This is a genomic window from Flavobacterium sp. LMO6, from assembly GCF_009495795.1.
Lineage (GTDB): Bacteria > Bacteroidota > Bacteroidia > Flavobacteriales > Flavobacteriaceae > Flavobacterium.
In genome coordinates this window covers 7902-31882 of record NZ_WIBH01000010.1, presented here as the reverse complement: position 1 = coordinate 31882, position 23981 = coordinate 7902, and the positions used below count along the sequence as shown (strand labels likewise).

Here is a 23981-nt window from a genome sequence, read left to right as displayed (position 1 = left end):
TTGAGTTTATTCAAAAAAATAATTCAAAACCAATTGTTTAAAGTTACTTCGTTAAGTAGTTTTAGTATTCTTATACGATTAGTTACGGGATTTCTTTCTTCAAAAGTAATAGCTTATTTTGTTGGTCCATCTGGTATGGCAATAATGGGTAATTTACGGAGTTTTACTACATTGTTGGAATCTATTGGAACTCTAGGAATCCAGAATGGAGTTTTGCAAAATGTAGCAAAAAAACAAAACGATAGAGTAGTGCTTACTACATTTGTTCGGCTTATTTTTTGGACGCTTTTATGGGTTTCTTTATTACTTTCTGTAACTTTAATTTTAGGTAATTCGTACTTTGGGAAAATAATTTTCAATCAAAATACTTCGTATTATTCTATCTTATATTTTATAGCTTTTTTTATCCCGTTTCAAGTATTGCATTTGTTTTTTATTACGGTTTTAAATGGATTTAGTTACTATAAAAAAGTTACTCTTATTTCAATTTATGGTTATGTAGTAAGTTTACTTATTTCATTTACTTTAATTTGGTTTCAAGGAATTTATGGTGCATTAGTATCTATTTCAATTGCTTCTTTGTTTCTATTTTTATTTTCGGGTTACTTTTTTTTAAAAGAGTTTTCATTCGATTTAATTTTTAGAAAACCAACTTTCGATATTAGCGTTTTAAAAGGATTGATTCCTTTTGGAATAATGTCTTTATATACAGCAGTACTAACTCCGATTTTATACATTTTTATCCGAAATCTAATCACAAAAGAAGTTTCCATTGAGGCTTCTGGATGGTTTGAAGCTATGCAACGAATTTCAGGATTTTATTTTATGTTTATTTCAACCTTAGTGAGTTTTTATTTCTTACCTGAATTAATTAAAACTAATTCTGATGTTGAAAAATTAAGCATAACAAAAAAGTTTTTTAAAGAAGTACTTCCTGTTTTTACAATTGTTTTAATAGGGGTTTATTTTTCTAAAGATTTAATAATAAAACTATTATTAACATCAGATTTTTATGAAGTTAGATCGTTATTTGTTTGGCAACTACTGGGTGATTTCTTTAAAGGAATGTCGCTAATTTTAGGAATCCGATTTTATGTTGTAAAAGATTTAAAAGGATATATTTTTACAGAAAGTTTATCTTTTTTGGTGCTTTTTTTAACTTCGATGTATTGGATTCCGATATACGGTGCAACTGGAGCAGTTATTAGTTACGCCATTACTTATTTTATTTACTTCTTAGCATTGATTTTTTATTTCAGAAAAACAATTTTTAAGATTTAAATGCTTTTAAAACGAACCTTAATTTCTAATACTAAAAGCTTGAAAAGTAATTTTAAGTTTCTTGCTTTTATAAATTTGTACATTTCAAATCGTATTCTGCCTAGCAAAGCTTTGTGTTCCTCTTTTGATTTATTTAGTTGGTAGGCTTTAATTAAAATTTTTAATGTAGAAGCATTTAGCTTTTTTGTTCTGGAATTGTTTTTAAATAAAAAATGGGAACTCAACGAATTTGAAATCACTCTTTTTTTAGTTAAAACTTCCGGAATATATTCAAATTCAAAATCTCTTGAAATCCTAATCCATAAGTCTAAATCTTCATAAGCTAAATCTTCATCGTAAAAGTCTAATTTTTCCAAAACCGATTTTTTCATCATGGAAGAAACAGAACAAATTTTAGTTGTTCTCCCAATAACCATTTTGTAAATATCACCACTTTCTGGATGGTCTTCTTTGGTGTAATAATTCTCAATGAAATTTCCGTTTTCATCGATTTCTATTAAATTTCCGTAGACAACTCCAAGTTTTTTAAAACTCGAATTTTGAAAAGTTGTTACTTGTTTTTCGATACAGTTTGGAAGTAAAATATCATCAGCAGCTAAATCAATAATATAGTCTCCTTTAGCTATTTTAGCTAATTTATTAAAAGTTTTGGTGTTGCCAATATTTTCTTCGTTAGCAATAAAATGCGCTTTTGGATGATGTTTTAACCAATTCTGAATTACCCTAACCGATTTGTCGCTACTACAATCATCTGCAATTAATAATTCAATATTAGGATAGGTTTGATTGAGAACTGAATTCAAAGCTTCCACTACATAAGCTTCATGATTGTATGACAAACAAATAACACTAACTAGCGGAAAATTTTGCATATTGGGTTTTTAAATCTATTTTTATGCTAAATTAAGAAACTAATCGCATCGAAATGACAAACCATTCAAAAAAACAATTAAAAATAGCCGTAATAGGTTATAAATTGGCTGAAGGTGGTTTGGAACGTGTTTTTGGAAATACCACAATAATGCTTCATAAATATGGAGTCGAAGTGCATACGATAGTTTTAGAAGATGCAATTGAATATGATTTTAGAGGAAAATTAATTGTATTTGGAAAGTTTTCTAAATTTTTAAAATATTTTAAACTTAGAAATTATCTTAAAAAAGAAAAGTTTGATTTTATTATTGATTTTCGTCATCGCATAAATCCTAAAATGGAATGGCTATTTTTGAATTTTATTTATAAAAATACCAAAACAATTTATACGGTTCACAGTAGTCGATTACAAACGTATCTTACAGCAAGTAATTACATAACAAGGCATATTTTTCAAAATGTCGATAAAGTAGTGTCTGTTTCTAATTTTATTAAGCAGAAGATTATAGACGAATATCAATTTAATTCTGTTACTGTTATTCCTAATACTGTAGACATTCAACAAGCTTTTGATACTATAAAATTACCGTTTGATTATTGTATTGCAGTGGGTCGATTGGTTGCGTTAAAACAATTTGATACGTTAATTGAAAGTTATTCTAAATCTAATTTGCCAAATAAAAATATTCATTTAATAATTCTAGGAACAGGTGAAGAGCAGTCTAAATTAGAGCAACAAATTACTAATTTACAAATGAATGATTTTGTGCATTTACTTGGTTTTAAAGAAGATGTTTTTGATTATATTTCAAATGCTAAATTTTTGGTTTTATCCAGTAAATACGAAGGTTTTCCAATGACAATTTTAGAGGCATTAAGTTTGGGAACACCAGTTATTTCTTTTGATTGTGAAAGCGGTCCGAATGAAATGATAGTGAATAATCAAAATGGGATTTTAGTAGAAAATCAGAATTTTAACGAATTAACTCACAAAATGAATATATTTGTGGAAGACGAAATTTTATATCAAAATTGCAAAAAAAATGCAGTTTCTAGTGTTGCAAAGTTTCAGTCAAATGTAATTGTAAAGCAATGGTTGCAAATTTTAAATAATGGAAATTAAAATCGTAAGAATACCAAAAATAGAAGATCCAAGAGGCAACTTGTCTGTTATAGAGCATGATGTGGTGCCTTTTGATATTAAACGTGTTTATTATTTGTACGACGTTCCAGCAGGTGCAGAACGTGGCGGACATGCGCATAAAAAATTACAACAGTTTTTAGTAGCACTTGCCGGAAGTTTTGATGTCGTTTTAAACGATGGTAAAGAAGAAAAAACGATTACATTAAACAAACCATTTGAAGGTTTATTAATTACTAACGGTATTTGGCGAGAATTGAAAAACTTTTCTTCTGGAGCTGTTTGTTTGGTTGTAGCTTCTGACGTTTTTTCAGAAGATGATTACATTAGAGATTTTGATGTGTTTTTAAAAACTTCTTTAAAATAAATTTTCATAAACTTCTGTCAGTTCCATAAAATGCTTTTCAAACGTTTTGGTTGCTAAATAACTTGGAATGTTATTTACTAATTCGTTTTTTAATTCTGAATTAGTAAGAAGTTGTAGCATGTTTTCTTCCAAAGCTTTTTGATTGTAAAAAGGATAAGTTAGCCCAACACGATTTAACTCAATTTCATTCTTTATCCCAACTAAATCACTTGTAATTACTGTTTTTCCAAAAGATAAACCTTCTAAAATTACATTACCATACGATTCTAAATATTCACTTGGAACTACCGAAAATTTAGAATTTAGATAGATTTCTTGTAACTCTTCTCGGTTCTTATTTCCTAAGAAAGAAATATTTTTCAAGTTGTTTTGCATTGTAAAGTTTTGAAGTTCTTTAAGTTGAACTCCATCGCCAACAATCCATAAGTGTTCATTCGGAAATTCTTTAGCAATATTTTGAAAAGCTTTTATTAATGTCAAAACACCTTTTTCCGGAACCAATCTTCCAACAAATAAGATGTATTTATCTTCATTGTTTGAGGTTAAATGCTTTTCTATTAGTAAAGGATTTGGTAATGTTTTTCCCTGCTTTTGAAAATGTGTTTTAACAAATTGAGTTAGATTGTCAGAAGGCGTTAAAAAATAATCAATATGTTTTTTGATGATTTTTTTGTGATACGATTGTTTTAAAAATAACAAAGTGTCAAAAACAATATTTCGTTTAGGTTGATGATGTAAAATGCATTCCAAAGCATTTTTATGTTCAGAAATTACTTCATTTTTATCATTTAGCATGTGATTTTTTGGACAGATGTAGTAATAATCACGAAAAGAAAAAACAATTTTAATTCCTTTTAATCTAGCATATTCCATAAAGTGTGGCGTTACAGGAGCGCCAATACTAAAGCAATGAATTACGTTGGGTTTAAAATTTTCAATTTCTTGAATAATTTCTTGAGTAATGGTTTTGTTATAAAACTTTTCAATCCAATTGGTTTTTGACTTGTCTTTTCCAAACCATTTAAAAATTAAATTCGAATTGTTTTTATTACGATACTCAATCAATTCATGCAAATAGTGTTCAACTCCTCCAAGTCGATTTTCACTATTAAAATTATTGATTAAAAGTATTTTCATTTTGTCTTAAATTACAAAAATAGCCTAATTTATATAAATCTAACACAATTATGCTAGGATTGGAAGAAGTAAGGTTGTTAATCATTTTTTTTGCTAACTTTTTAAAGATGTAACGCACTACATTTTGTAATTTAAAAAAATGAATCACTTTAAACGCTTTTCCAATTTTTGTATCAGACATTTCAAGTTTATTGCTCAAAATTAATTGATTTAAAGTAGAAACTGCATTTTCGGTTTTCTTTATAAAAGTAAGACTAGTTTCAGAATTTAAATGAATCAATTTATTTTCAATATGTTCAATTGTAATATTGTTTTGTTTTAATTGTTTAATAAAAACGACATCTTCATAGCCATAATTTTTTATGTTACTCGGAAAAGGATATTTTGAAAGCAATTGTTTTTTGATTAACAAATTCCAAGTAAAAACAAAATGATATGGTTTTTTTTTACGTTCTATTATTGAGATACTTTCACGTTCTTGTCCGTATTTCCATCGGAGTAATTTATCGCTATCAGGTTTTTTAGTGTCGTAGGTAACGCCACCAAAAACAACTTGAGTTTCTTGATTTATAGCTAAAATTAAATCTTTTACGTACGTTTTTTTTTCAGGAAAAGCATCCGCTTCCATAATAAGAACGTAATTATATTTTGCTAATGAGTTAAGTAAATTAATATTATTGCCTCGTCCTAATTTTTCAAGATTTAGGGTGTAAGAACAATATGGTAATAGATTAATTTCTGCATTTTGATTTAGAAATAAATCGCTAGCATCATCCTGAACCAGAATTTCATATGCTATTTCTAAAGTATCTGCCTGATTTTTTAATTCTGTAACTAACGGAAAAACATTGTAGTTATATGTAGGAATTAAAATAGATAACATTTATACCGTTCTTTGAACTACTTCAAACATTTTTCCGCCTTCAAATTTTAAAGTTTTTGAAGGATATTTTAAAACTAATGCGTAATCATGTGTAGCCATTAAAATGGTTTTCCCGTTTGCATTAATGCTTCTTAAAACTTCCATAACTTCTACACTAGTTTGCGGGTCAAGGTTTCCAGTTGGTTCGTCGGCTAGTATTAATTCAGGATCGTTAAGCAAAGCTCTTGCAATCCCTACACGTTGTTGTTCTCCACCAGAAAGTTGGTGTGGCATTTTATTAGCAAATCCTTTCATGCCTACTTTATCTAAAACTTCTTCAATTTTTAAATCCATTTCAGCTTTTTCTGCCCAACCAGTAGCTTTTAAAACAAATAAAAGATTTTCTTTTACACTACGATCTGGTAATAATTTAAAATCTTGAAAAACTACGCCTAACTTTCTTCTTAAATAAGGAATGTCTTTTTCTTTTAATGTGGCTAAGTCATAATTTACAACACTTCCTTGTCCATCCGTTAATGATAAATCAGCATAAAGTGTTTTTAAGAAACTACTTTTTCCAGAGCCTGTTCTACCAATTAAATAAATAAATTCACCATTCTTAACTTCAATATTTACATCGGTTAAAACTGGATTTTTATCTTGATAAATGGTCGCATTTTTTAAAGATAGAACTTCTTGTGACATAGTTGGTATGAGTTTTAAAATGTAAAAGTAATAACTTATGGTTCGGTTTCAAAATTTTAGCCCAAATTCGAGTAAAAATATTGGTTGTAGTTAAAAACTATGTTCAAAAGTAGTGCAATAATATGTTAATTTCGTTCGTTAATACTTTGAATAAGCCTTATATTTGGAACTTATAAATAACGAATCAAATGATAAAGTATTTAAAACTCTCTTTTTTAGTAGTTTTCTTTTCAGGAACACTTTTCGCCCAACAATCATCTGTTTATACGCACGATTTAAAAGAATTCAATCGAGGTGTTGAATTGTTTAAAGAAAAACAATATCAAGCAGCGCAAATTATATTTGATAAAGTAAAATCTTCAACTCATAATATCGAAGTTGAATCGGATTGTGCATATTATATTGCCAATTGTGCTATTCGCTTAAACCAAATGGGAGCTGATGTTTTAGTAGAAAGTTTTGTTGAAAATTATCCAACAAGTACTAAAACGAATCAAGCCTATATTGAAGTGGCTCACTATTATTTTGACGAAGGTAATTATCCTAAATCATTAGAATGGTTTGATAAAGCAGATACAAATAATATGTCGCAAGCCGATAGAGAAAAATTTAATTTTCAAAAAGGGTATGCTTATTTTTCAGCTAAAAACACCAAAGAAGCTTCAAAATATTTTAACCAGGTTGTGAATTCTAAAACTTTTGGTAGTCAGGCGAAATATTATTTAGGTTTTATGTCTTATGAAACAGATGATTACAAAAGTGCTAATCAATATTTTGATCAAGTTTCTGACCAAGAGAAGTACAAAGAAAAAATGGGTTACTTTCAAGCCGACATGAATTTTAAACTTGGAAATTTCCAAAAAGCAATTGATTTAGGTGAAGAACAAATGCCAAAATCAAATGCTGCAGAAAAAAGTGAATTGTCTAAAATTATTGGGGAAAGTTATTTTAATTTGAAACAATACGATAAAGCGCTTCCTTATTTGTTGGCATATAACGGAAAAAAAGGAAAATGGAATAATACTGATTTTTACCAATTAGGTTATACGTATTACCAACAAAAAGATTACGAAAATGCAATTTCGCAATTCAATAAAATAATAAACGGAAATGATGGTGTGGCTCAAAATGCTTACTACCATTTAGCGGAGAGTTATTTAAAAACCGATAAAAAACAACAAGCTTTAAATGCTTTCAAAACAGCTTCAGAAATGGAGTTCGATTTAAAAATTCAAGAAGACGCGTATTTAAATTATGCGAAATTGAGTTACGAAATCGGAAATCCGTATCAATCGGTTCCAGAAGTGTTAAATGCGTATGTGGCAAAATATCCAAATACACCTTATAAGCAAGAAATAAATACGCTTTTAATTAGTTCGTACATCACATCTAAAAATTATAAAGAAGCTTTAGTCTTATTAGAAAAAAATAAATCGCCAGAAAATAAATTAGCGTATCAAAAAGTAACCTTTTACAGAGGTTTAGAATTGTATACCGATGGCGATTATAAAGGCGCTTATGCCTTGTTCAAAAAATCAATTTCAGAAAATAAAGATGCAAAATTTACAGCAAGAGCTACCTTTTGGAAAGCTGAAACCGAGTATAATTTAGACCAATTTGAAGAGGCTAAATTGAGTTTTAAACAGTTTTTAAATTCGGCTGAAGCATCAAATACACCTGAATTTAAGAATGCTAATTATAATTTAGCATATTCCTATTTTAAATTAAAAGAATACGAAAGTGCAATTGAGTATTTTGATTCTTTTTCTAAATCAGTGAAAGACGATAAAATTCGTTTAACAGACGCTTATTTACGTTTAGGCGATTGTAATTTTATGGCTGCAAAGTATTGGCCTGCAATGGACGCATACAACAAAGCTATTGACATGAAAAGTGTTGATGCCGATTATGCAGCTTTCCAAAAAGGGATTAGTTACGGATTTGTAAGTAAACCAGAACGTAAAATTGAAGATTTAGAAAAATTTGCCAAAACATATCCTACTTCTCAATATGCAGATGATGCTTTATACGAACTTGGAAATACTTATGTAAATCAAAATCAAAATGAAAAAGGGATTATAACTTATGATAAATTAATTTCTGGATACAAATCGAGTTCCTATGTGGCAAAAGCCATTTTAAAACAAGGATTAATTTATTACAACGGAAACAAAGAAGATTTAGCTTTAACGAAGTTTAAAAAGGTAGTGGCTGAATATCCAAATTCGCCAGAATCTATTGAAGCAGTTTCAACAGCTCGTTTAATTTATGTAGATAAAGGTCAAGTAGATGAATATGCTGATTGGGTAAAAACACTTTCATTTATTGAAGTTTCAGATGCAGATTTGGATAATGATACCTACGAATCTGCCGAAAAACAATATTTACAAAACAACAGCAAACAGGCCATTTCAGGTTTCTCAAGTTATGTGAGCAAATTTCCAAACGGATTACATGCTTTAAAGGCAAATTTCTATTTGGCTCAATTGTATTTTGCTGATAATTTAGAAGCAAATTCAGTAAAACATTATGAGTTTGTAATAGCTCAATCAAGAAACGAGTTTACGGAACAAGCCTTAGCTCGTTTGTGTCAAGTGTATTTAAAAGGAAAAAATTATGATAGTGCAATTCCTGTTTTAAAACGATTAGAAGCAGAAGCAGAATTTCCTCAAAACACAACCTATGCGCAATCTAATTTAATGAAATCGTATTACGAAAAACAAGACTTTACTAATGCCGTTGTATATGCTGATAAAGTTTTGAAAAACGACAAAATTGATGATAGAATTAAAAGTGATGCTCAAATAATAGTTGCTCGTTCTGCAATTAAAACCAATGACGAACCAAAAGCGAAAGAGGCGTATGCAAAACTTCAAAAAATTGCAAAAGGAGAATTGGCAGCCGAAGCTTTGTATTACGATGCGTACTTTAAAAACAAAGAAGGTAAGTTTGAACCATCTAATGTGGTAGTACAAAAAATCGCTAAAGATTACTCAGGTTATAAATATTTCGGAGCAAAGAGTTTAGTAATTATGGCGAAAAACTTTTATGGTTTAAAAGATAGTTTCCAAGCGACTTACATTTTAGAAAGTGTAATTGAAAACTTTTCTGAATATACAGATGTAATCGAAGAAGCTCAAATAGAATTAGATTTCATTAAAGGAGAAGAAGCAAAACGTAATTCATCAATCACAAATTAAGTTTTAATGAAAAGCGGATTGATTTTTATTTTTGTTACTATCTCCTTATTCTCTTGTAATCATGAAAACAATAAGGTTAATGAAATTAATTCTCCTTATTCTAAATTCTTAGTTAAACATTTTAATGATAGCGTCAAAAATGTAACTTGGAAAATGATTGAAAAAGAAAAGAAGAAATCGGTTGATTCCTTATTATTGGAACAAGATTCTTTATTTGTTTGTGTTGGTGAAAATCCATTATTTAATAAGGCTAAAAATAAAGTTTTAAAAAACCCTTATTTTGATAAAAGCGTTGAATATTATCATGAGTGGAAGAATTTGCCAATAACATATAGTGTAGTTTATAAAAATAATTTGATTTCATTATTTTCAAAAGGAAAGTTTGTTTGTCATGACTTAAAAACAATTGAGAGAAATTTTGATTTGGAAAGAAAACTTAGTTTGTATGAATTCGAGAATTTTTGGTTGTATGAAGGTAAATTAATTGCATTATGTAATGATAAAATTTATGAATGGATTAATGAAAAATGGAATTTAACAGATTTAAAATTTCCATTGTTAAGGTCTACTAAACTTTTTGAAGACAATGATTTTGTTGTTTTTAATGATGATTTTGGAGAATGGGGAGCTACAGTATATTTTTATCACAAAAGAACAAGAACTGTATATTTTACTTTAGGATTTAAAGTAAATGGAATTTTTAAAAATAATAATAAATATTATGTAATAGAACATAAATATTCAAGAGGAAGTAAAATAGTTGAAATAGATAATCCTCTAAAATTAAGTGTAGCGAATCCGGATAAAATGTTTAAGCAAGTTAAATTTCGAGATGGAAATAGTTCAGAAAATATTGGTGCTTATGGATATTTAGATAATTCTAAAGTAGCGAAAGATGTTTATGATAAAGATTTATTATGGTTATTCTCAAGTTTTAATATTGATAATAAGTCTTATTATTTAGGAAATATATATGAATTAACTTTTATAGCTGAATTGAAAGATGATGGGAAAAAAGTTGAAATTGTTCACCCTTTTTTTAAAGAAGATATTTATTTACGAGTCCCTATAACTGATATGCAAGAAAATTATATTGTTATAAATTCAGGTAGAGATAGAAGAGAAGAATCGGTTATCTTGATTAATAAGGATGAAATTTTAAAGCTAGATTGGAATACGTTACATAATTGATTTTAAAAGAAAATAAATAGAAAACATGAAGAAATTAAATATAATCGCCTTAGTTTTAGTCGTATTCGGAATTCAATTTTCTTTTGCCCAAGTAAAAGATGAAAACATTGGTTCGGAAGTGGTAAATATTGTAAAACCATATACGCCCACAATTTCTGATGCCTTTAAAGTAAAAGAAACGCCTTTGTTAGATGATGAAGACAATCAGCAAAAAGAAGCTATTCAATATAATATTTTCTCGTTCCCTGTTGCTTCAACGTTTACACCAGCAAAAGGAAAAGCAGCAGGAGTAGATAAAACGGAAAAAGAAAAATTATATAACAATTACGCTACGTTAGGTTTTGGAAATTACCCAACTATTAATGCGGAATTGTTTATTACCCAGAATTTAAGTCGTAGTAATTATGTCGGTGGAATGTTACGTCATTTGTCTTCTCAAGGCGGAATTAAAGATTTGGTTTTAGATGATAAATTTTACAACACAAGTTTAGATGTTACTTATGGAGTTCGTGAGCGCGATATGAGTTGGAACGTTGATTTAGGTGTAAAAAACCAAATTTATAATTGGTACGGTTTGCCAACAGAATCTATTTTTTTTGATGACCCAACGATTGCTGCAATCGATTCAAAACAAACATACAATACGATTGCACTTGGCGGAAAAATGAGTTTTAAAGACGGAATTTTTAACGATGCGAGCATGCAATTCAAACGTTTTTCTGATGGCTTAAGTTCAGGAGAAAATAGATTTTTTATAAAACCAAATTTCGACTTCGATGTAATGAGTCAAAAAGTGAAAGCTGATTTTGTGGTAGATTACGTTGGCGGTAGTTTTGATAGAATGTACGATGTAGATTCAGAAATAAAATATAGTACTATAATTGCCGGAACAAAACCAAGTATTTTATATCAACAAGATGATTTATCTGTGCAAATAGGTGCTGGTGTTTATTATGCAACGACAAAAATCAACGAAGAGAGTGATGGTAAAATTTTCGTTTATCCAAACATCAAAGCGTCTTATAAATTAGTAGGTGATATTTTAGTGGCATACGCTGGAGCAGAAGGGAATTTAGAACAAAATTCATATGCCGATTTTGTAGATGAAAATCCATTTGTTTCTCCAACTTTATTTATTGCTCCAACAGATAATAAATACGATCTTTATGTTGGTATGAAAGGAAAGTTAGCCAATTCAGTTGCTTTTAATGTTAGAGCTTCAAATAAAAACCAAGCCGATAGAGCGTTATTTGTAAGTAATGGTTTTGATGGAACAGGTACAAACACGAATGGTTATGCTTACGGAAATTCGTTTGGAGTGGTGTATGACGATTTAAATACACTAAGTATTTTCGGAGAATTAAAAGCCGATTTTTCTAAAAATGTAACCTTCGGAATCAACGGAACTTATAACAACTATTCTACAGATTCTCAAGCAGAGGCTTGGAACTTGCCTCAATTAAAAATTGGTTCAACAGTAGATTTTGATATAAACGAAAAATGGTATGCAGGAGCCAATGTATTTTTTGTAGGCGAAAGAAAAGATTTAGTTTCAATTCAAGATGATGTGTTAGTTTTTCCAGCTACTTTTTCACAACAAGTGGTAACATTAGACAGCTATTTCGATTTAAACGCGCACGTAGGCTATAAATACAACGCAAAATTAACCGCTTTCTTAAAAGGAAACAACTTAGCCAATCAACAATACAACCGTTGGGCAAATTTCCCAGTACAAGGTATTCAGGTGTTGTTAGGAGCAAATTACAAATTTGATTTCTAAAACTTCAACATTCAATATTCAACATTCATTGTTCCAAGTTAAAAATAATGAATATTCAATTTTGAAGTTGAGTTATTAGTTTTATTAGGTTTTCACAACGTTTGTCATGCTGAAATCGAAGATTCAACGAAGTTAAAGCATCTCTTTAATAATTGTTTTTATGAAAAAGACGAATAAAATTATTTTCTTATTTTTTTCGGTTTTCCTATTATTTTCTTGTAGTTCAAAGAAGTTGAATTATGGAAATCATCAAGTTGTTTCAAAAATTCAAGAAAAACATAGTATTTCATACACTAAAGATGATTCTTGGAAATTTAAACAATCATTTAAGTTGGAACAAATAAATGATAATAAAATAGAGATAAAATTTAAAGATGAAGATTTAAAAAAATATAATTTTGAGATTAAAATTTCAGATTGGGATTTTAGAAACATTAAGCTTTTTGATGCGGACACTATATTTTACAATGAATATAATATTCATTTGTTTATTTTAAAAGAAAAGGTTGGAAGAATAAAATATATTTATTGTAAGCAAATTGAGAAAAATTCTCGAGATTTTGAAAAGAATAAGAACTTTTTACAATTCTATTGTTTTGCAGAAGATGACTTAAATGTAGATTTTATTAGTGGGAAATTTAATGAAATTGAAATTATAGAGAAAAAATAATCCTTGCGTCCTTAGTGCCTTCTTTGCGTTCTTAGCGGTTAAATTATGACATTCAAACAAAAAATAAAATCCCATTATCAAAACCTTTTATCTGAAAAAATAAACGAATTGCGTTTTATGATTTCCGATTTGGCTCAAGATGCACAAAACGATGCAAAAGGTTCGGCTGGCGATAAGCACGAAACAGCTTTGTCAATGATGCATTTGGAGCAAGAAAAACTCAATCAAAAATTAGCAGAAATCATCGAACAAAAAAATGTTGTGGATAAGATAGATGCTGATGCAATTCATACCAAAATAGCGCTTGGAAGTTTGGTTCAAACGAATGAAATGTTATTTTATATCAGTGCAGCTTTGCCAAAAATCCAACTCGAAAATAAAACGATTATTGCCGTTTCACCACAATCGCCATTAGGAAGTCAATTAATGGGAAAAAGTCTCGGAAATGAGGTTATGATCAATACCAATCAATTCCAAATTAAATCCATCGAATAAAACAAACGCCACTCACTCGAGTGGTTTTTTTATGATTTGTAACCAAAACAAACGTAAAACAGTCTTTATGATTTAAAATATAATTAAAAAAGCATTTTTAAGTTTTAAATTATAATTAAAATTAGTTTTAAGGTTTATTATTTAAACTTATATATTCAATTTTGCTTCATCAAATTAAGTGAATCTAAAATAACACTTAAACTTATCAACTCTTAAACTAAAAAGTTATGTGCGGAATATTAGCCATTATAGGAAAAGGAAAAGAAGAAGCATTAGTGCAACAATTGTCAAAAAGAATGAGCCATCGTGGTCCAGATGAAAGTGATATTCATGTAACTGAGAAAGGACACATTTTGGCGCACGAGCGTTTGTCAATTGTCGATTTGCACACTGGAAAACAACCTATTCAAGGAACCGATTCTGCTTGGATGGTACATAATGGCGAAATATACAATCATAAAAAATTAAGAGAAACAACTTTAAAACAGCATACGTTCAGAACGACATCTGATTCAGAAGTTATTGTGCATTTGTATGAAGAATTTGGATACGATTTCTGTGATATGTTAGACGGAATTTTTGCTTTCGTTGTAATTGATGGTGATGATTATATGGTAGCAAGAGATCCACTTGGAGTAAAACCTTTGTATTACGGATTAGATGAAAGAGGTCGTTTGTATTTTGCTTCCGAAATGAAAGCCATTACCGACCAATGTAAAACATTTTCAACTTTTCCTCCGGGACATTATTATACTGAAAAAACAGGTTTTGTAAAATATTATAAACCAGAATGGGAAGCGCATGAAACCGCAGTTGAAAAATTAGATTTACAAGCTTTAAACACAGGTTTAACGCAAGCTGTTGAAAAACGTTTAATGTGCGATGTACCTTTTGGAGTGTTGCTTTCTGGCGGATTAGATTCATCGTTAATTGCTTCAATTACGTCAAGATTGTTAGAAGGAACCGGACAAGAATTGCATTCATTTTCTATCGGATTAGATGCTTCGGCTCCGGATTTGGTAGCGGCTAAAAAAGTAGCGGATTTCATTGGAACAACGCATCATGAAATTCATTTCACTGTGGAGCAAGGTATCGAAATTTTAGATCAATTAATTTGGCATTTAGAAACTTACGATGTAACGTCAATTCGTGCAAGTACGCCCATGTATTTCTTGTCGAAAGCGATTACGGATAAAGGAATCAAAATGGTGTTATCGGGTGAAGGAGCCGATGAAATTTTCGGAGGTTATTTGTATTTTAGAAATGCGCCATCTGTATTAGATTTCCAAAAAGAAACCATCGAACGCGTTCAAAAGTTATTTACGGCAGATTTACTTCGTGCTGATAAATCCACCATGGCGCACGGATTAGAAGCTCGAGTTCCGTTTTTAGATAAAGCGTTTTTAGATTTGGCAATTAAAATTCAACCCGAAGAAAAAATGCCAAAAACTTATGACGGAATTGAAAAATATATTTTGCGAAAAGCATTTGATACACCAGAAAAACCCTTTTTGCCCGAAGAGATTTTATGGCGTCAGAAGGAACAGTTTTCTGATGGAGTAGGTTATAACTGGATTGATACTTTAATTGAGTATTGTTCAAGTCAAGTTACGGATGAAGAATTTGCAAAAGCAAAATTGGTGTTTCCATATAATACGCCAGTTACAAAAGAAGCATTTTATTATAGAACTATTTTTCAAAAGCATTTTCCACAAGATAGTGCAGCCCAAACGGTTCGTAAATGGATTCCAAAATGGCAAGAAAATCAAGATCCAAGCGGAAGAGCAAATGCCGCTCACGTTAAAGCCGATGTGTCGATTTCAGCAGAAATGGAGAAAATATAATTTTGATTTGATATAGTTTTGATTTTGTTGTTTTTAAAAACCTCTTTAATTGCTTTTTAAAGAGGTTTTTTTATTTTCTTCTATTTAGCATAAATTAAAAAAACAGCAAAAATTAAAAATAAGGCTATTTTTATTCGATTTAAGCCGCTTTTGTTTGAAATTAACAAATGTTAATAACTTAGTGTTGAGATGGGCTGGTTTTTGTTTCTTCTTTTTGTCTAATTACTTATATTTGTTGATATAAAAATACTTTATTTAGCACAAATATTATGAGTGAAGAAAATAAAAAAGGTAGTTATTCGGCAGACAGTATTCAGGCATTAGAAGGAATGGAGCATGTAAGAATGCGTCCTTCCATGTATATTGGAGATACTGGAGTTCGTGGATTACACCATTTGGTTTATGAAGTTGTAGATAACTCAATCGATGAGGCATTAGCAGGACATTGTGATACTATTTATGTTGCAATTAATGAAGATAATTCGGTTACTGTAGAAGATAACGGTCGTGGTATTCCAGTTGATTTACATAAAAAAGAAGGTGTTTCTGCACTTGAGGTTGTAATGACTAAAATTGGTGCTGGAGGTAAATTCGATAAAGATTCATACAAGGTTTCTGGAGGTTTGCATGGTGTAGGAGTTTCGTGTGTGAATGCGCTTTCTGACCATTTAAGAGCAACGGTTTATCGTGAAGGTAAAGTGTATGAGCAAGAGTATGAAAAAGGTAAAGCAATGTATCCAGTTAAACAAATTGGAACTACTGAAAAAAGAGGTACAATGGTTACTTTTAAACCAGATGCTACCATTTTTACCCAAACTTTAGAGTATTCTTATGATACATTAGCTTCTCGTTTACGTGAGCTTTCTTTCTTAAATAAAGGTATAACTATTACTTTAACAGATAAAAGACACTTAGCGGAAGATGGTTCTCAGCCAGTTGAAACTTTCCATTCGAAGGAAGGTTTAAAAGAATTTGTTAAGTTTTTAGATGGAAATCGCGAACCTATCATTTCTCATGTAATTAGCATGGAGCATGAAAAAAGCGAAATTCCGGTTGAGGTTGCTTTAATTTACAATACAAGTTATACAGAGAATATTTTCTCTTATGTAAACAATATTAATACACACGAAGGAGGAACACATTTACAAGGTTTCCGTATGGGATTAACTCGTACGTTGAAAAAATATGCCGATTCTTCTGGATTGTTAGATAAATTAAAATTTGAAATTTCTGGAGATGACTTCCGTGAAGGTTTAACAGCTATTATTTCGGTAAAAGTTCAAGAACCACAATTCGAAGGTCAAACCAAAACTAAATTAGGAAATAGAGAAGTAGTTTCTCCAGTTTCTCAGGCGGTTTCAGAAATGTTGGAAAATTATTTGGAAGAAAATCCAAATGATGCTAAAATTATAGTTCAAAAAGTAATTTTGGCTGCTCAAGCGCGTCACGCTGCTAAAAAAGCACGTGAAATGGTACAACGCAAAACCGTTATGGGTGGCGGTGGATTACCGGGTAAATTGTCAGACTGTTCTGAGCAAGATCCAGCAAAATGTGAAATTTTCCTTGTCGAGGGAGATTCGGCAGGTGGAACTGCAAAACAAGGTCGTGATAGATTTTTCCAAGCAATTTTACCTTTACGTGGTAAAATTTTAAATGTGGAAAAAGCAATGCAACATAAAGTATTTGAAAATGAAGAAATTCGAAATATTTTTACCGCATTAGGTGTAACCATTGGAACTGCAGAAGATTCTAAAGCATTAAATTTAGAAAAATTACGTTACCACAAAGTAGTAATTATGTGTGATGCCGATGTCGATGGTTCTCACATTTCAACTTTAATTTTAACGTTCTTTTTTAGATACATGAAAGAACTTATCGAAAAAGGTCACGTTTACATTGCAGCTCCGCCTTTATATTTAGTTAAAAAAGGAAATAAGAAAGAGTATGCGTGGAATGATGTTCAACGTGATGTAGCAAACGAAAGAATGGGCGGAAGTGCTGCAATTCAACGTTATAAAGGTCTTGGAGAGATGAATGCAGAGCAATTATGGGACACTACTTTGAATCCAGAAAACAGAACATTCAGACAAGTAACTATTGATAGTTTAGCAGAAGCTGATAGAGTTTTCTCAATGTTAATGGGTGATGAGGTTCCGCCTCGTAGAGAATTTATTGAAAAGAATGCCTCTTACGCTAAAATTGATGCGTAAATCGGGTATAATAATAGGATTGTTTGCTGCTTTCTTTTTTACACAAAAAAGTAAGGCTCAGACTGTAAATGAACAAATAGGGTATCTGTTAACAGATGCCCTTTTCTATTCGGGTCAGTATATTACTCCGGCAACAGATGCTGCGGTTTATCAAGCTTCTTCGTCTTGGATGAATTCGGCAAAGAAAAAAGAAAAATGGAAAGTTGATTTAGGTTTGCATGTAAATACTTTTTTTGTTCCTAAAAAGGATAGAGAATTTCAAATAAGTAATGATGATTTTCTGTTTTTTGAAATAGAAAATGCTGAAACCGCAGTTGTTCCTTCTACATTAGGAAATGATAATCAAGTTTATTTAGTAGGAGATTTAGATGGTCAACAAGTGCGATTTAAAACTCCCGAAGGAATTAATCAAGAAGTAGTGGTTTATCCTTATTTGCAAGCTAGCGTAGGATTACCTTATGGGTTTGAATTTATAGGAAGATATTCAACTCGAACCAAACTTAAAAAAGGCGATTATCAGGTATATGGATTTGGTTTAAAGCATAACTTTAGTCAGTATTTTTCAAAGTTAGAACAAAATAAAATCAATATTTCATTACTAACGGTTTATTCAAATGAAGAAATCCGATTTGATTTTTTAGATGTCCAAACGGCAACTTTTGGTAATTTAGGATTGGATAGATTTAGGAGTAGAATTAATACGTATCATTTTCAACTAGCCGTTTCAAAAGAAATTAAGGATTTTGAAATTATCGGAAGTATAATTACTAATGTAAGTGATTTTAATTATAAGGTTTATAGTGATAGTTCTGAACCTTCAGTGTTTTTAGACCCAATCAACCAACTTATTCCACAGCTTGAAGAAACCAAATGGAATGCAATAGGTGAAATTTCAGGTAGATATCAAATAAGCAAATTTTATGTGCAAAGTTCAATTGCTTTTGGTAAATTTGTAAACGGAAATATTGGTGTACAATATCAATTTTAATTTTAATAAATATTTAATATACACAACAAAATGAAAGTAACAATAGTAGGTGCGGGTAACGTAGGTGCAACATGTGCAGATGTTATTTCGTACAGAGGAATCGCAAGCGAAGTAGTATTGGTTGACATTAAAGAAGGTTTTGCAGAAGGTAAAGCAATGGATGTAATGCAATGTGCTACAACAACAGTTTTTAATACACAATTAAGCGGAACAACTGGCGATTATTCAAAAACAGCAGGAAGTGATGTAGTAGTTATTACTTCTGGAATTCCTAGAAAACCAGGAATGACTCGTGAAGAGTTAATTGGAATTAATGCAGGAATAGTTAAATCGGTTGCAGATAATGTGTTAACTCATTCTCCAAATGCAATTATTGTAGTAGTTTCTAATCCAATGGATACGATGACCTATTTAACATTAAAAGCAACTGGATTGCCTAAAAATAGAGTAATAGGAATGGGTGGGGCTTTAGATAGTTCTCGTTTTAAATATTACTTATCTAAAGCATTAGATAAACCAGCTAATGATGTTCAAGGAATGGTAATTGGAGGTCACGGAGATACTACAATGATTCCTTTAACTCGTTTAGCATCATACAACGGAGCGCCAGTTTCTAACTTTTTATCTCAAGCTGAATTAGATAAAGTTGCTGCTGATACCATGGTAGGAGGAGCAACATTAACAGGATTGTTAGGAACATCTGCTTGGTATGCGCCAGGAGCATCTGTAGCTTATTTAGTAGATAGCATTCTAAACAATCAAAAACGCATGATTCCATGTTCAGTTTTCTTAGAAGGAGAATATGGTCAAGAAGATATTTGTATGGGAGTTCCATGTATTATTGGTAAAAATGGTGTTGAGCAAATAGTTGATATTCAGTTAAATGATGCAGAAAAAGCTTTGTTTGCTAAATCAGCGGATGCTGTTCGTGCAATGAATGCTGATTTAAAATCAGTTCTATAGTTTTTACTAAAATAAATTACAAAAACTGTCAAGAAATTGGCAGTTTTTTTTTGTTATTACAGATTTTTGTAAAGTTATAAAAGTTGAAATTATGTTATATAATAATCGTTTATTACTATTATTTAGCTGTAATTAAGAATACTTTTTTAACTTGCAAGTGATTCATTATTAGTATATAATAACAATTTAGGATTAAACTTCAATAAAAAGAGAATTTTAATCTAAAATAAAATTGCTTAATCCTATTGTAAATTATATATTTGTCCGTTTTTATAAAATAGAATAAATAAATTTTAGTATAATGCAGAATAGAGGACTTATTAAATTTTTCGCAATTATCTTTGCTTTGGTATGTGTATATCAACTTTCTTTTACTTTCGTAGCGAATAGTATTGTTTCTGATGCAAAAGCTTTTGCAAATGGAGATACTGCTAAAGAATTACGTTATTTAGATTCTATAGGGAAAGAAAAAGTATACTTAGGTAATACTTACAAAGAAGTTACAAATAATCAAATCAACAAAGGTCTTGACTTAGAAGGAGGATTGAACGTAATCCTTCAAATTTCAGTTAAAGATGTTTTAAAAGGATTGGCTAACGATTCTAAAAATCCAGCTTTTATTAAAGCTCTTGCTGATGCAAAAGCAAATCAACAAGGAAATCAAGACTACATTGATGCTTTCTTTGAAGCAGCAAATACAGCAGGTTTAAAATTAGCTGCAGCCGATGTTTTTGGAAACAGAAACTTAGATGAAGTTATCAAGTTTGATATGACCAACAAACAAGTTGAGCCAATCATCAAACAAAAAGTTCAAGAATCAGTAGAAAGTGCTTTTAAAGTATTAAGAGAGCGTATCGATAAATTTGGTGTAACACAACCTAACATTCAATTATTAGGTAATTCTGGAAGAATTTTAGTAGAACTTCCAGGAGCTAAAGATGTTGATCGTATTAAAAAATTATTACAAAGTACTGCTCAATTAGAATTTTGGGAAACCTATAAAATTGAAGAAGTTGGTCAATATTTAATGTCTGTTGAAGATGCATTAAAGAAAACAGAAGTTGCAATTAATGAGGCGCCTGTAAAAACAACAGGTATCGATTCTTTATTAACTGACAAAGCAGATACTACTGCTGCCGCTAATAGTCCTTTCTTAGGAAAAATGTTAGCGCCAGGACAACAAGGATCTCCACACATTGGGACATTTGCTACTAAAGATACTGCAGCAATTAATGGGTATTTAAAAAGAGCTGATATTAAAGCAATGTTGCCAGCTAATCTAGCTAATATTAGATTTGCTTGGGGAAAAACAAATGAAAAAAATCCAGATATCACAGATTTATATGCTTTAAAAGGAACAAGAGATAATGTTGCTCCTTTAAGTGGTGGTGTAATTGTAGATGCAACAGATACTTTTGATCAATTAGGAAATCCAGCAGTTTCTATGCAAATGAATGGAAACGGTTCAAGAAAATGGGAACAAATTACTGGAGCTGTTTCGCAACAAGGAAATGCTATTGCAATTGTTTTAGATAATATTGTTTATTCTGCACCAGGTGTTAGTAAAGGTGCTATTACGGGAGGTAGATCAGAAATTTCTGGAAACTTCTCAATTGAAGAAACTAAAGATTTAGCTAATATTTTAAGAGCAGGTAAATTACCAGCTGCTGCAGAAATTGTTCAATCAGAAGTAGTAGGTCCATCATTAGGACAAGAAGCTATCGATAATGGATTTTTATCATTCATAATTGGTTTTTCATTAGTATTATTATGGATGGTGGTTTACTATGGTAAAACTGGTTTTTATGCTAACTTAGCATTATTAATAAATATTTTATTCATTTTTGGAACATTAGCAAGTTTTGGTGCTGTATTAACATTGCCAGGTATTGCAGGTATCGTGTTAACAATTGGTATGGCGGTAGATGCTAACGTAATCATTTTTGAAAGAGCTAAAGAAGAATTAAATAATGGTAAATCTGTTCAAGAAGCTACTGATTATGCGTTTACTTGGAAAGGTGCAATGTCATCTATTATAGATGCTAATATTACTACTGCAATTACTGCAATAATCTTATTAGTGTTTGGAACTGGACCAATTCAAGGTTTCGCAACTACTTTATTAATTGGTATTTTTACTTCAGTTATAACTGCAGTTTTTGTTACAAGAATGTTCTTAGATTGGAGTTTAAGTAGAAATGAAAAATTAGCATATTCAACTTCTTTAACTAAAAACTGGTTCAAAAACTTAAATATCGATTTCTTAGGTAAAAAGAAAATTGCTTACGCTGTGTCTGGTATTCTTATTGCTTTGAGTATTTTCTCATTAGCAACTAAAGGATTAAATCAAGGTGTTGATTTCGTAGGAGGTAGAACATACCAAGTGCGTTTCGATAAAGCAGTTTCTGCTCCAGAAGTTACTTCAGATTTAGTAGCTGTTTTTGGAAGTGCTGAAGCTAAAATTTATGGTAATGATAATCAGTTAAAAATTACTACTAAATATAAAATTGAAGAAGAAGGTGAAGGAATTGATAAAGAAGTAAATCAAAAATTATACGAAGGATTAAAGAAACATCTTCCGGCTGATTTAACTTATGAGAAGTTTGCTAATTTATATGAAGGAAAACAAATAGGTATTTTGTCTTCAGCTAAAGTAACCGGAACCATTTCTAAAGATATTAAAGCAAATTCATTATGGGCTGTTTTAGGTTCGTTATTTGTAGTGTTTGTTTACTTAATGATTAGTTTCCGTAAATGGCAGTTTGGTTTTGGAGCTGTAGCTGCAGTAGCGCATGATGTAATCATTGTTTTAGGAATTTTCTCATTCTTCTATACAATCTTACCATTTAACATGGAAATTGACCAAGCATTTATTGCTGCAATTTTAACAGTAATTGGTTACTCATTGAATGATACAGTAATTGTATTTGATAGAATTCGTGAATATTTAGATTACAATTCATCTCCAGATTTCAAAGGGTTAGTAAATAAAGCATTAAATACAACTTTAAGTAGAACGATTAATACATCTGCAACTACATTAGTGGTTTTAATTGCCATCTTTATCTTTGGTGGAGAAACTATTAGAGGATTCGTATTTGCTATTTTAGTTGGTATTTTAGTAGGAACTTATTCTTCATTATTTATTGCAACACCTGTTATGGCAGATGCAATTGGTAAAAAAGAAGGTCGTAAAATGGCTGAATTCAAAAAAGAAGACTAATTCATTAGTTTACATTATATAATAAAGTCCTGATTACGTCAGGACTTTGTCGTTTATTATCATTTTTACTTAAACTTTTTTTTAATGAGAAATCTAAATTCTAAAATAGAACTTGAAGTTTATTTAACAAACAATTTAAATTATTCAGTAATATCTAGAATGGATTTTAATGAGTTTAAAGAATTTGTATTAAAATTATTTAAAGAAATAAATGAATTAAAAAACGAAGGACTTAAACGTGATGATATTTTTGATTTTATACAAAATCTTTATAAAAATGAAATGTCAATGGCAGATGAAAAGGATGTTTTATTTGAAAGAAGATTTTCTGGTATAACGGAAGAATTAACTTCTTTTTGTGCTGATCCTATGTTTTGGTATACTGATGATTTTGAGATTTTTATAAAAAAATGGCAAAAAAGTTTTGAATATGATTGGTATAAAATTGTTTAAAAGCCTTTTACTCTACAGTTGATTGCGCGGATTTACAATCCGTGCCCACAAAGTAAGTCATGAATTAGATTGTGGAAATTACTTTAATAAACTACAGTTGAAATATTAATTAAAAAGCACAAAAAAGGCGGTTAGAATCTCTAACCGCCTTTTTATATATGTTATTGATTAAGCTTCTTTAACTTCTTTCGCTTTCCATACAAAGTAAAATCCAATAAGAATAAACGGAATACTCAACCATTGTCCAGTTGAAAGTGCGTTAAAAATAGGATATTGTTCAAAACCACCTTGACTTTCCTTAACAAATTCCACCACAAAACGAATTGACCAAAGTAAAATTAAGAACAATCCAAATAAATAACCCGCTTTGTTTCTAGCTTCCGTTTTCCAGTATAAAAACATCAAAATAGCAAACACAAAAACATAACAAATTGCTTCGTATAATTGAGCTGGGTGTTTTGGTGTTACAGCAGCTAATAATTCGGTAAATTGTGGATTAGTTTCAATGGCTTTGTAAGCTTCGTTAGCATCGCCAATTTGGGTTTGTTCCATCGCTTCTCTACCATTGTATTTATCTCTTAAGAATTTAATTCCGAAA

Annotated in this window: 19 protein-coding genes; 14 read left to right on the top strand and 5 right to left on the bottom strand. The window is 30.2% G+C overall.

Going from position 1 to position 23981, the window contains the following annotated elements; genetic code table 11:
* Complete coding sequence (locus GFJ99_RS10700; RefSeq protein ID WP_162523954.1) at positions 1-1281, top strand: O-antigen translocase; 1281 nt, start codon at positions 1-3, stop codon at positions 1279-1281.
* Here the strand turns inward: GFJ99_RS10700 and GFJ99_RS10695 are convergent.
* Positions 1278-2153 (bottom strand): glycosyltransferase, encoded by an 876-nt coding sequence (locus GFJ99_RS10695; protein ID WP_153208698.1) that lies wholly within the window; start codon positions 2151-2153, stop codon positions 1278-1280. The genes GFJ99_RS10700 and GFJ99_RS10695 overlap by 4 nt on opposite strands.
* 53 nt (positions 2154-2206) lie before the next feature.
* Between GFJ99_RS10695 and GFJ99_RS10690 the strand changes: the two genes are divergently transcribed.
* Both GFJ99_RS10690 and GFJ99_RS10685 read left to right on the top strand, forming a co-directional pair.
* Positions 2207-3277, top strand: coding sequence for a glycosyltransferase (locus tag GFJ99_RS10690; protein ID WP_153208697.1), 1071 nt, complete (start codon positions 2207-2209; stop codon positions 3275-3277).
* The gene (locus tag GFJ99_RS10685; protein ID WP_153208696.1) at positions 3267-3662 is read left to right on the top strand and encodes an FdtA/QdtA family cupin domain-containing protein; all 396 of its coding nucleotides are present in this window, start codon (positions 3267-3269) and stop codon (positions 3660-3662) included. The genes GFJ99_RS10690 and GFJ99_RS10685 overlap by 11 nt, the downstream gene beginning before the upstream one ends.
* Here GFJ99_RS10685 and GFJ99_RS10680 read toward each other — a convergent pair.
* The 3 genes from GFJ99_RS10680 to GFJ99_RS10670 are packed head-to-tail and all read right to left on the bottom strand — an operon-like array spanning position 3654 to position 6366.
* The gene (locus GFJ99_RS10680; protein WP_153208695.1) at positions 3654-4799 is read right to left on the bottom strand and encodes a glycosyltransferase family 4 protein; all 1146 of its coding nucleotides are present in this window, start codon (positions 4797-4799) and stop codon (positions 3654-3656) included. The genes GFJ99_RS10685 and GFJ99_RS10680 overlap by 9 nt on opposite strands.
* The gene (locus tag GFJ99_RS10675) at positions 4777-5682 is read right to left on the bottom strand and encodes a glycosyltransferase (RefSeq protein ID WP_153208694.1); all 906 of its coding nucleotides are present in this window, start codon (positions 5680-5682) and stop codon (positions 4777-4779) included. The genes GFJ99_RS10680 and GFJ99_RS10675 overlap by 23 nt, the downstream gene beginning before the upstream one ends.
* Positions 5683-6366 carry a cell division ATP-binding protein FtsE gene (locus GFJ99_RS10670; protein WP_153208693.1) on the bottom strand — a complete coding sequence of 228 codons (684 nt, stop codon included), beginning with the start codon at positions 6364-6366 and terminating at the stop codon, positions 5683-5685. It lies immediately after the preceding gene.
* Between the two features lie 188 nt (positions 6367-6554).
* Here GFJ99_RS10670 and GFJ99_RS10665 point away from each other — a divergent pair, with 188 nt between their 5' ends.
* The 11 genes from GFJ99_RS10665 to GFJ99_RS10615 all read left to right on the top strand — a co-directional run bounded on the left by GFJ99_RS10665 (position 6555) and on the right by GFJ99_RS10615 (position 23383).
* A complete protein-coding gene (locus GFJ99_RS10665; protein ID WP_153208692.1) occupies positions 6555-9566 on the top strand; it encodes a tetratricopeptide repeat protein in 3012 nt (1003 codons plus the stop codon).
* A 6-nt stretch (positions 9567-9572) separates the two neighbouring features.
* Complete coding sequence (locus tag GFJ99_RS10660; RefSeq protein ID WP_153208691.1) at positions 9573-10757, top strand: hypothetical protein; 1185 nt, start codon at positions 9573-9575, stop codon at positions 10755-10757.
* Between the two features lie 25 nt (positions 10758-10782).
* Positions 10783-12537, top strand: coding sequence for a TonB-dependent receptor (locus GFJ99_RS10655; RefSeq protein ID WP_153208690.1), 1755 nt, complete (start codon positions 10783-10785; stop codon positions 12535-12537).
* 160 nt (positions 12538-12697) lie between these two features.
* The gene (locus GFJ99_RS10650) at positions 12698-13207 is read left to right on the top strand and encodes a hypothetical protein (protein ID WP_153208689.1); all 510 of its coding nucleotides are present in this window, start codon (positions 12698-12700) and stop codon (positions 13205-13207) included.
* A 45-nt stretch (positions 13208-13252) separates the two neighbouring features.
* The gene (locus tag GFJ99_RS10645; RefSeq protein ID WP_153208688.1) at positions 13253-13702 is read left to right on the top strand and encodes a hypothetical protein; all 450 of its coding nucleotides are present in this window, start codon (positions 13253-13255) and stop codon (positions 13700-13702) included.
* 227 nt (positions 13703-13929) lie between these two features.
* On the top strand, positions 13930-15546 hold the full coding sequence (asnB, locus tag GFJ99_RS10640; protein ID WP_153208687.1) for an asparagine synthase B: 1617 nt from the start codon (positions 13930-13932) through the stop codon (positions 15544-15546).
* A gap of 269 nt (positions 15547-15815) precedes the next feature.
* On the top strand, positions 15816-17756 hold the full coding sequence (gene gyrB, locus GFJ99_RS10635) for a DNA topoisomerase (ATP-hydrolyzing) subunit B (protein ID WP_153208686.1): 1941 nt from the start codon (positions 15816-15818) through the stop codon (positions 17754-17756).
* Positions 17728-18744, top strand: coding sequence for a DUF6588 family protein (locus GFJ99_RS10630; RefSeq protein WP_238990965.1), 1017 nt, complete (start codon positions 17728-17730; stop codon positions 18742-18744). The genes gyrB and GFJ99_RS10630 overlap by 29 nt, the downstream gene beginning before the upstream one ends.
* Positions 18745-18774: 30 nt before the next feature.
* The gene (locus tag GFJ99_RS10625) at positions 18775-19707 is read left to right on the top strand and encodes a malate dehydrogenase (protein ID WP_153208685.1); all 933 of its coding nucleotides are present in this window, start codon (positions 18775-18777) and stop codon (positions 19705-19707) included.
* A 301-nt stretch (positions 19708-20008) separates the two neighbouring features.
* Positions 20009-22930 (top strand): protein translocase subunit SecDF, encoded by a 2922-nt coding sequence (gene secDF / locus GFJ99_RS10620; RefSeq protein WP_153208684.1) that lies wholly within the window; start codon positions 20009-20011, stop codon positions 22928-22930.
* Between the two features lie 84 nt (positions 22931-23014).
* Positions 23015-23383, top strand: a complete 369-nt coding sequence (locus GFJ99_RS10615) for a hypothetical protein (protein WP_153208683.1) — start codon at positions 23015-23017, stop codon at positions 23381-23383.
* Positions 23384-23551: 168 nt separating this feature from the next.
* Here GFJ99_RS10615 and GFJ99_RS10610 read toward each other — a convergent pair.
* Positions 23552-23981 (bottom strand): prolipoprotein diacylglyceryl transferase family protein (locus GFJ99_RS10610; RefSeq protein ID WP_203228787.1); only part of this gene is annotated, 430 nt, incomplete at its 5' end.

Bases quoted from the DNA above. Each gene is read 5' to 3' on its own strand.
- GFJ99_RS10695 (WP_153208698.1), bottom strand. From the start codon at position 2,153: ATGCAAAATTTTCCGCTAGTTAGTGTTATTTGTTTGTCATACAATCAT.
- GFJ99_RS10690 (WP_153208697.1), top strand. From the start codon at position 2,207: ATGACAAACCATTCAAAAAAACAATTAAAAATAGCCGTAATAGGTTAT.
- GFJ99_RS10685 (WP_153208696.1), top strand. From the start codon at position 3,267: ATGGAAATTAAAATCGTAAGAATACCAAAAATAGAAGATCCAAGAGGC.
- GFJ99_RS10680 (WP_153208695.1), bottom strand. From the start codon at position 4,799: ATGAAAATACTTTTAATCAATAATTTTAATAGTGAAAATCGACTTGGA.
- GFJ99_RS10675 (WP_153208694.1), bottom strand. From the start codon at position 5,682: ATGTTATCTATTTTAATTCCTACATATAACTACAATGTTTTTCCGTTA.
- GFJ99_RS10670 (WP_153208693.1), bottom strand. From the start codon at position 6,366: ATGTCACAAGAAGTTCTATCTTTAAAAAATGCGACCATTTATCAAGAT.
- GFJ99_RS10665 (WP_153208692.1), top strand. From the start codon at position 6,555: ATGATAAAGTATTTAAAACTCTCTTTTTTAGTAGTTTTCTTTTCAGGA.
- GFJ99_RS10660 (WP_153208691.1), top strand. From the start codon at position 9,573: ATGAAAAGCGGATTGATTTTTATTTTTGTTACTATCTCCTTATTCTCT.
- GFJ99_RS10655 (WP_153208690.1), top strand. From the start codon at position 10,783: ATGAAGAAATTAAATATAATCGCCTTAGTTTTAGTCGTATTCGGAATT.
- GFJ99_RS10650 (WP_153208689.1), top strand. From the start codon at position 12,698: ATGAAAAAGACGAATAAAATTATTTTCTTATTTTTTTCGGTTTTCCTA.
- GFJ99_RS10645 (WP_153208688.1), top strand. From the start codon at position 13,253: ATGACATTCAAACAAAAAATAAAATCCCATTATCAAAACCTTTTATCT.
- asnB (WP_153208687.1), top strand. From the start codon at position 13,930: ATGTGCGGAATATTAGCCATTATAGGAAAAGGAAAAGAAGAAGCATTA.
- gyrB (WP_153208686.1), top strand. From the start codon at position 15,816: ATGAGTGAAGAAAATAAAAAAGGTAGTTATTCGGCAGACAGTATTCAG.
- GFJ99_RS10630 (WP_238990965.1), top strand. From the start codon at position 17,728: ATGCCTCTTACGCTAAAATTGATGCGTAAATCGGGTATAATAATAGGA.
- GFJ99_RS10625 (WP_153208685.1), top strand. From the start codon at position 18,775: ATGAAAGTAACAATAGTAGGTGCGGGTAACGTAGGTGCAACATGTGCA.
- secDF (WP_153208684.1), top strand. From the start codon at position 20,009: ATGCAGAATAGAGGACTTATTAAATTTTTCGCAATTATCTTTGCTTTG.
- GFJ99_RS10615 (WP_153208683.1), top strand. From the start codon at position 23,015: ATGAGAAATCTAAATTCTAAAATAGAACTTGAAGTTTATTTAACAAAC.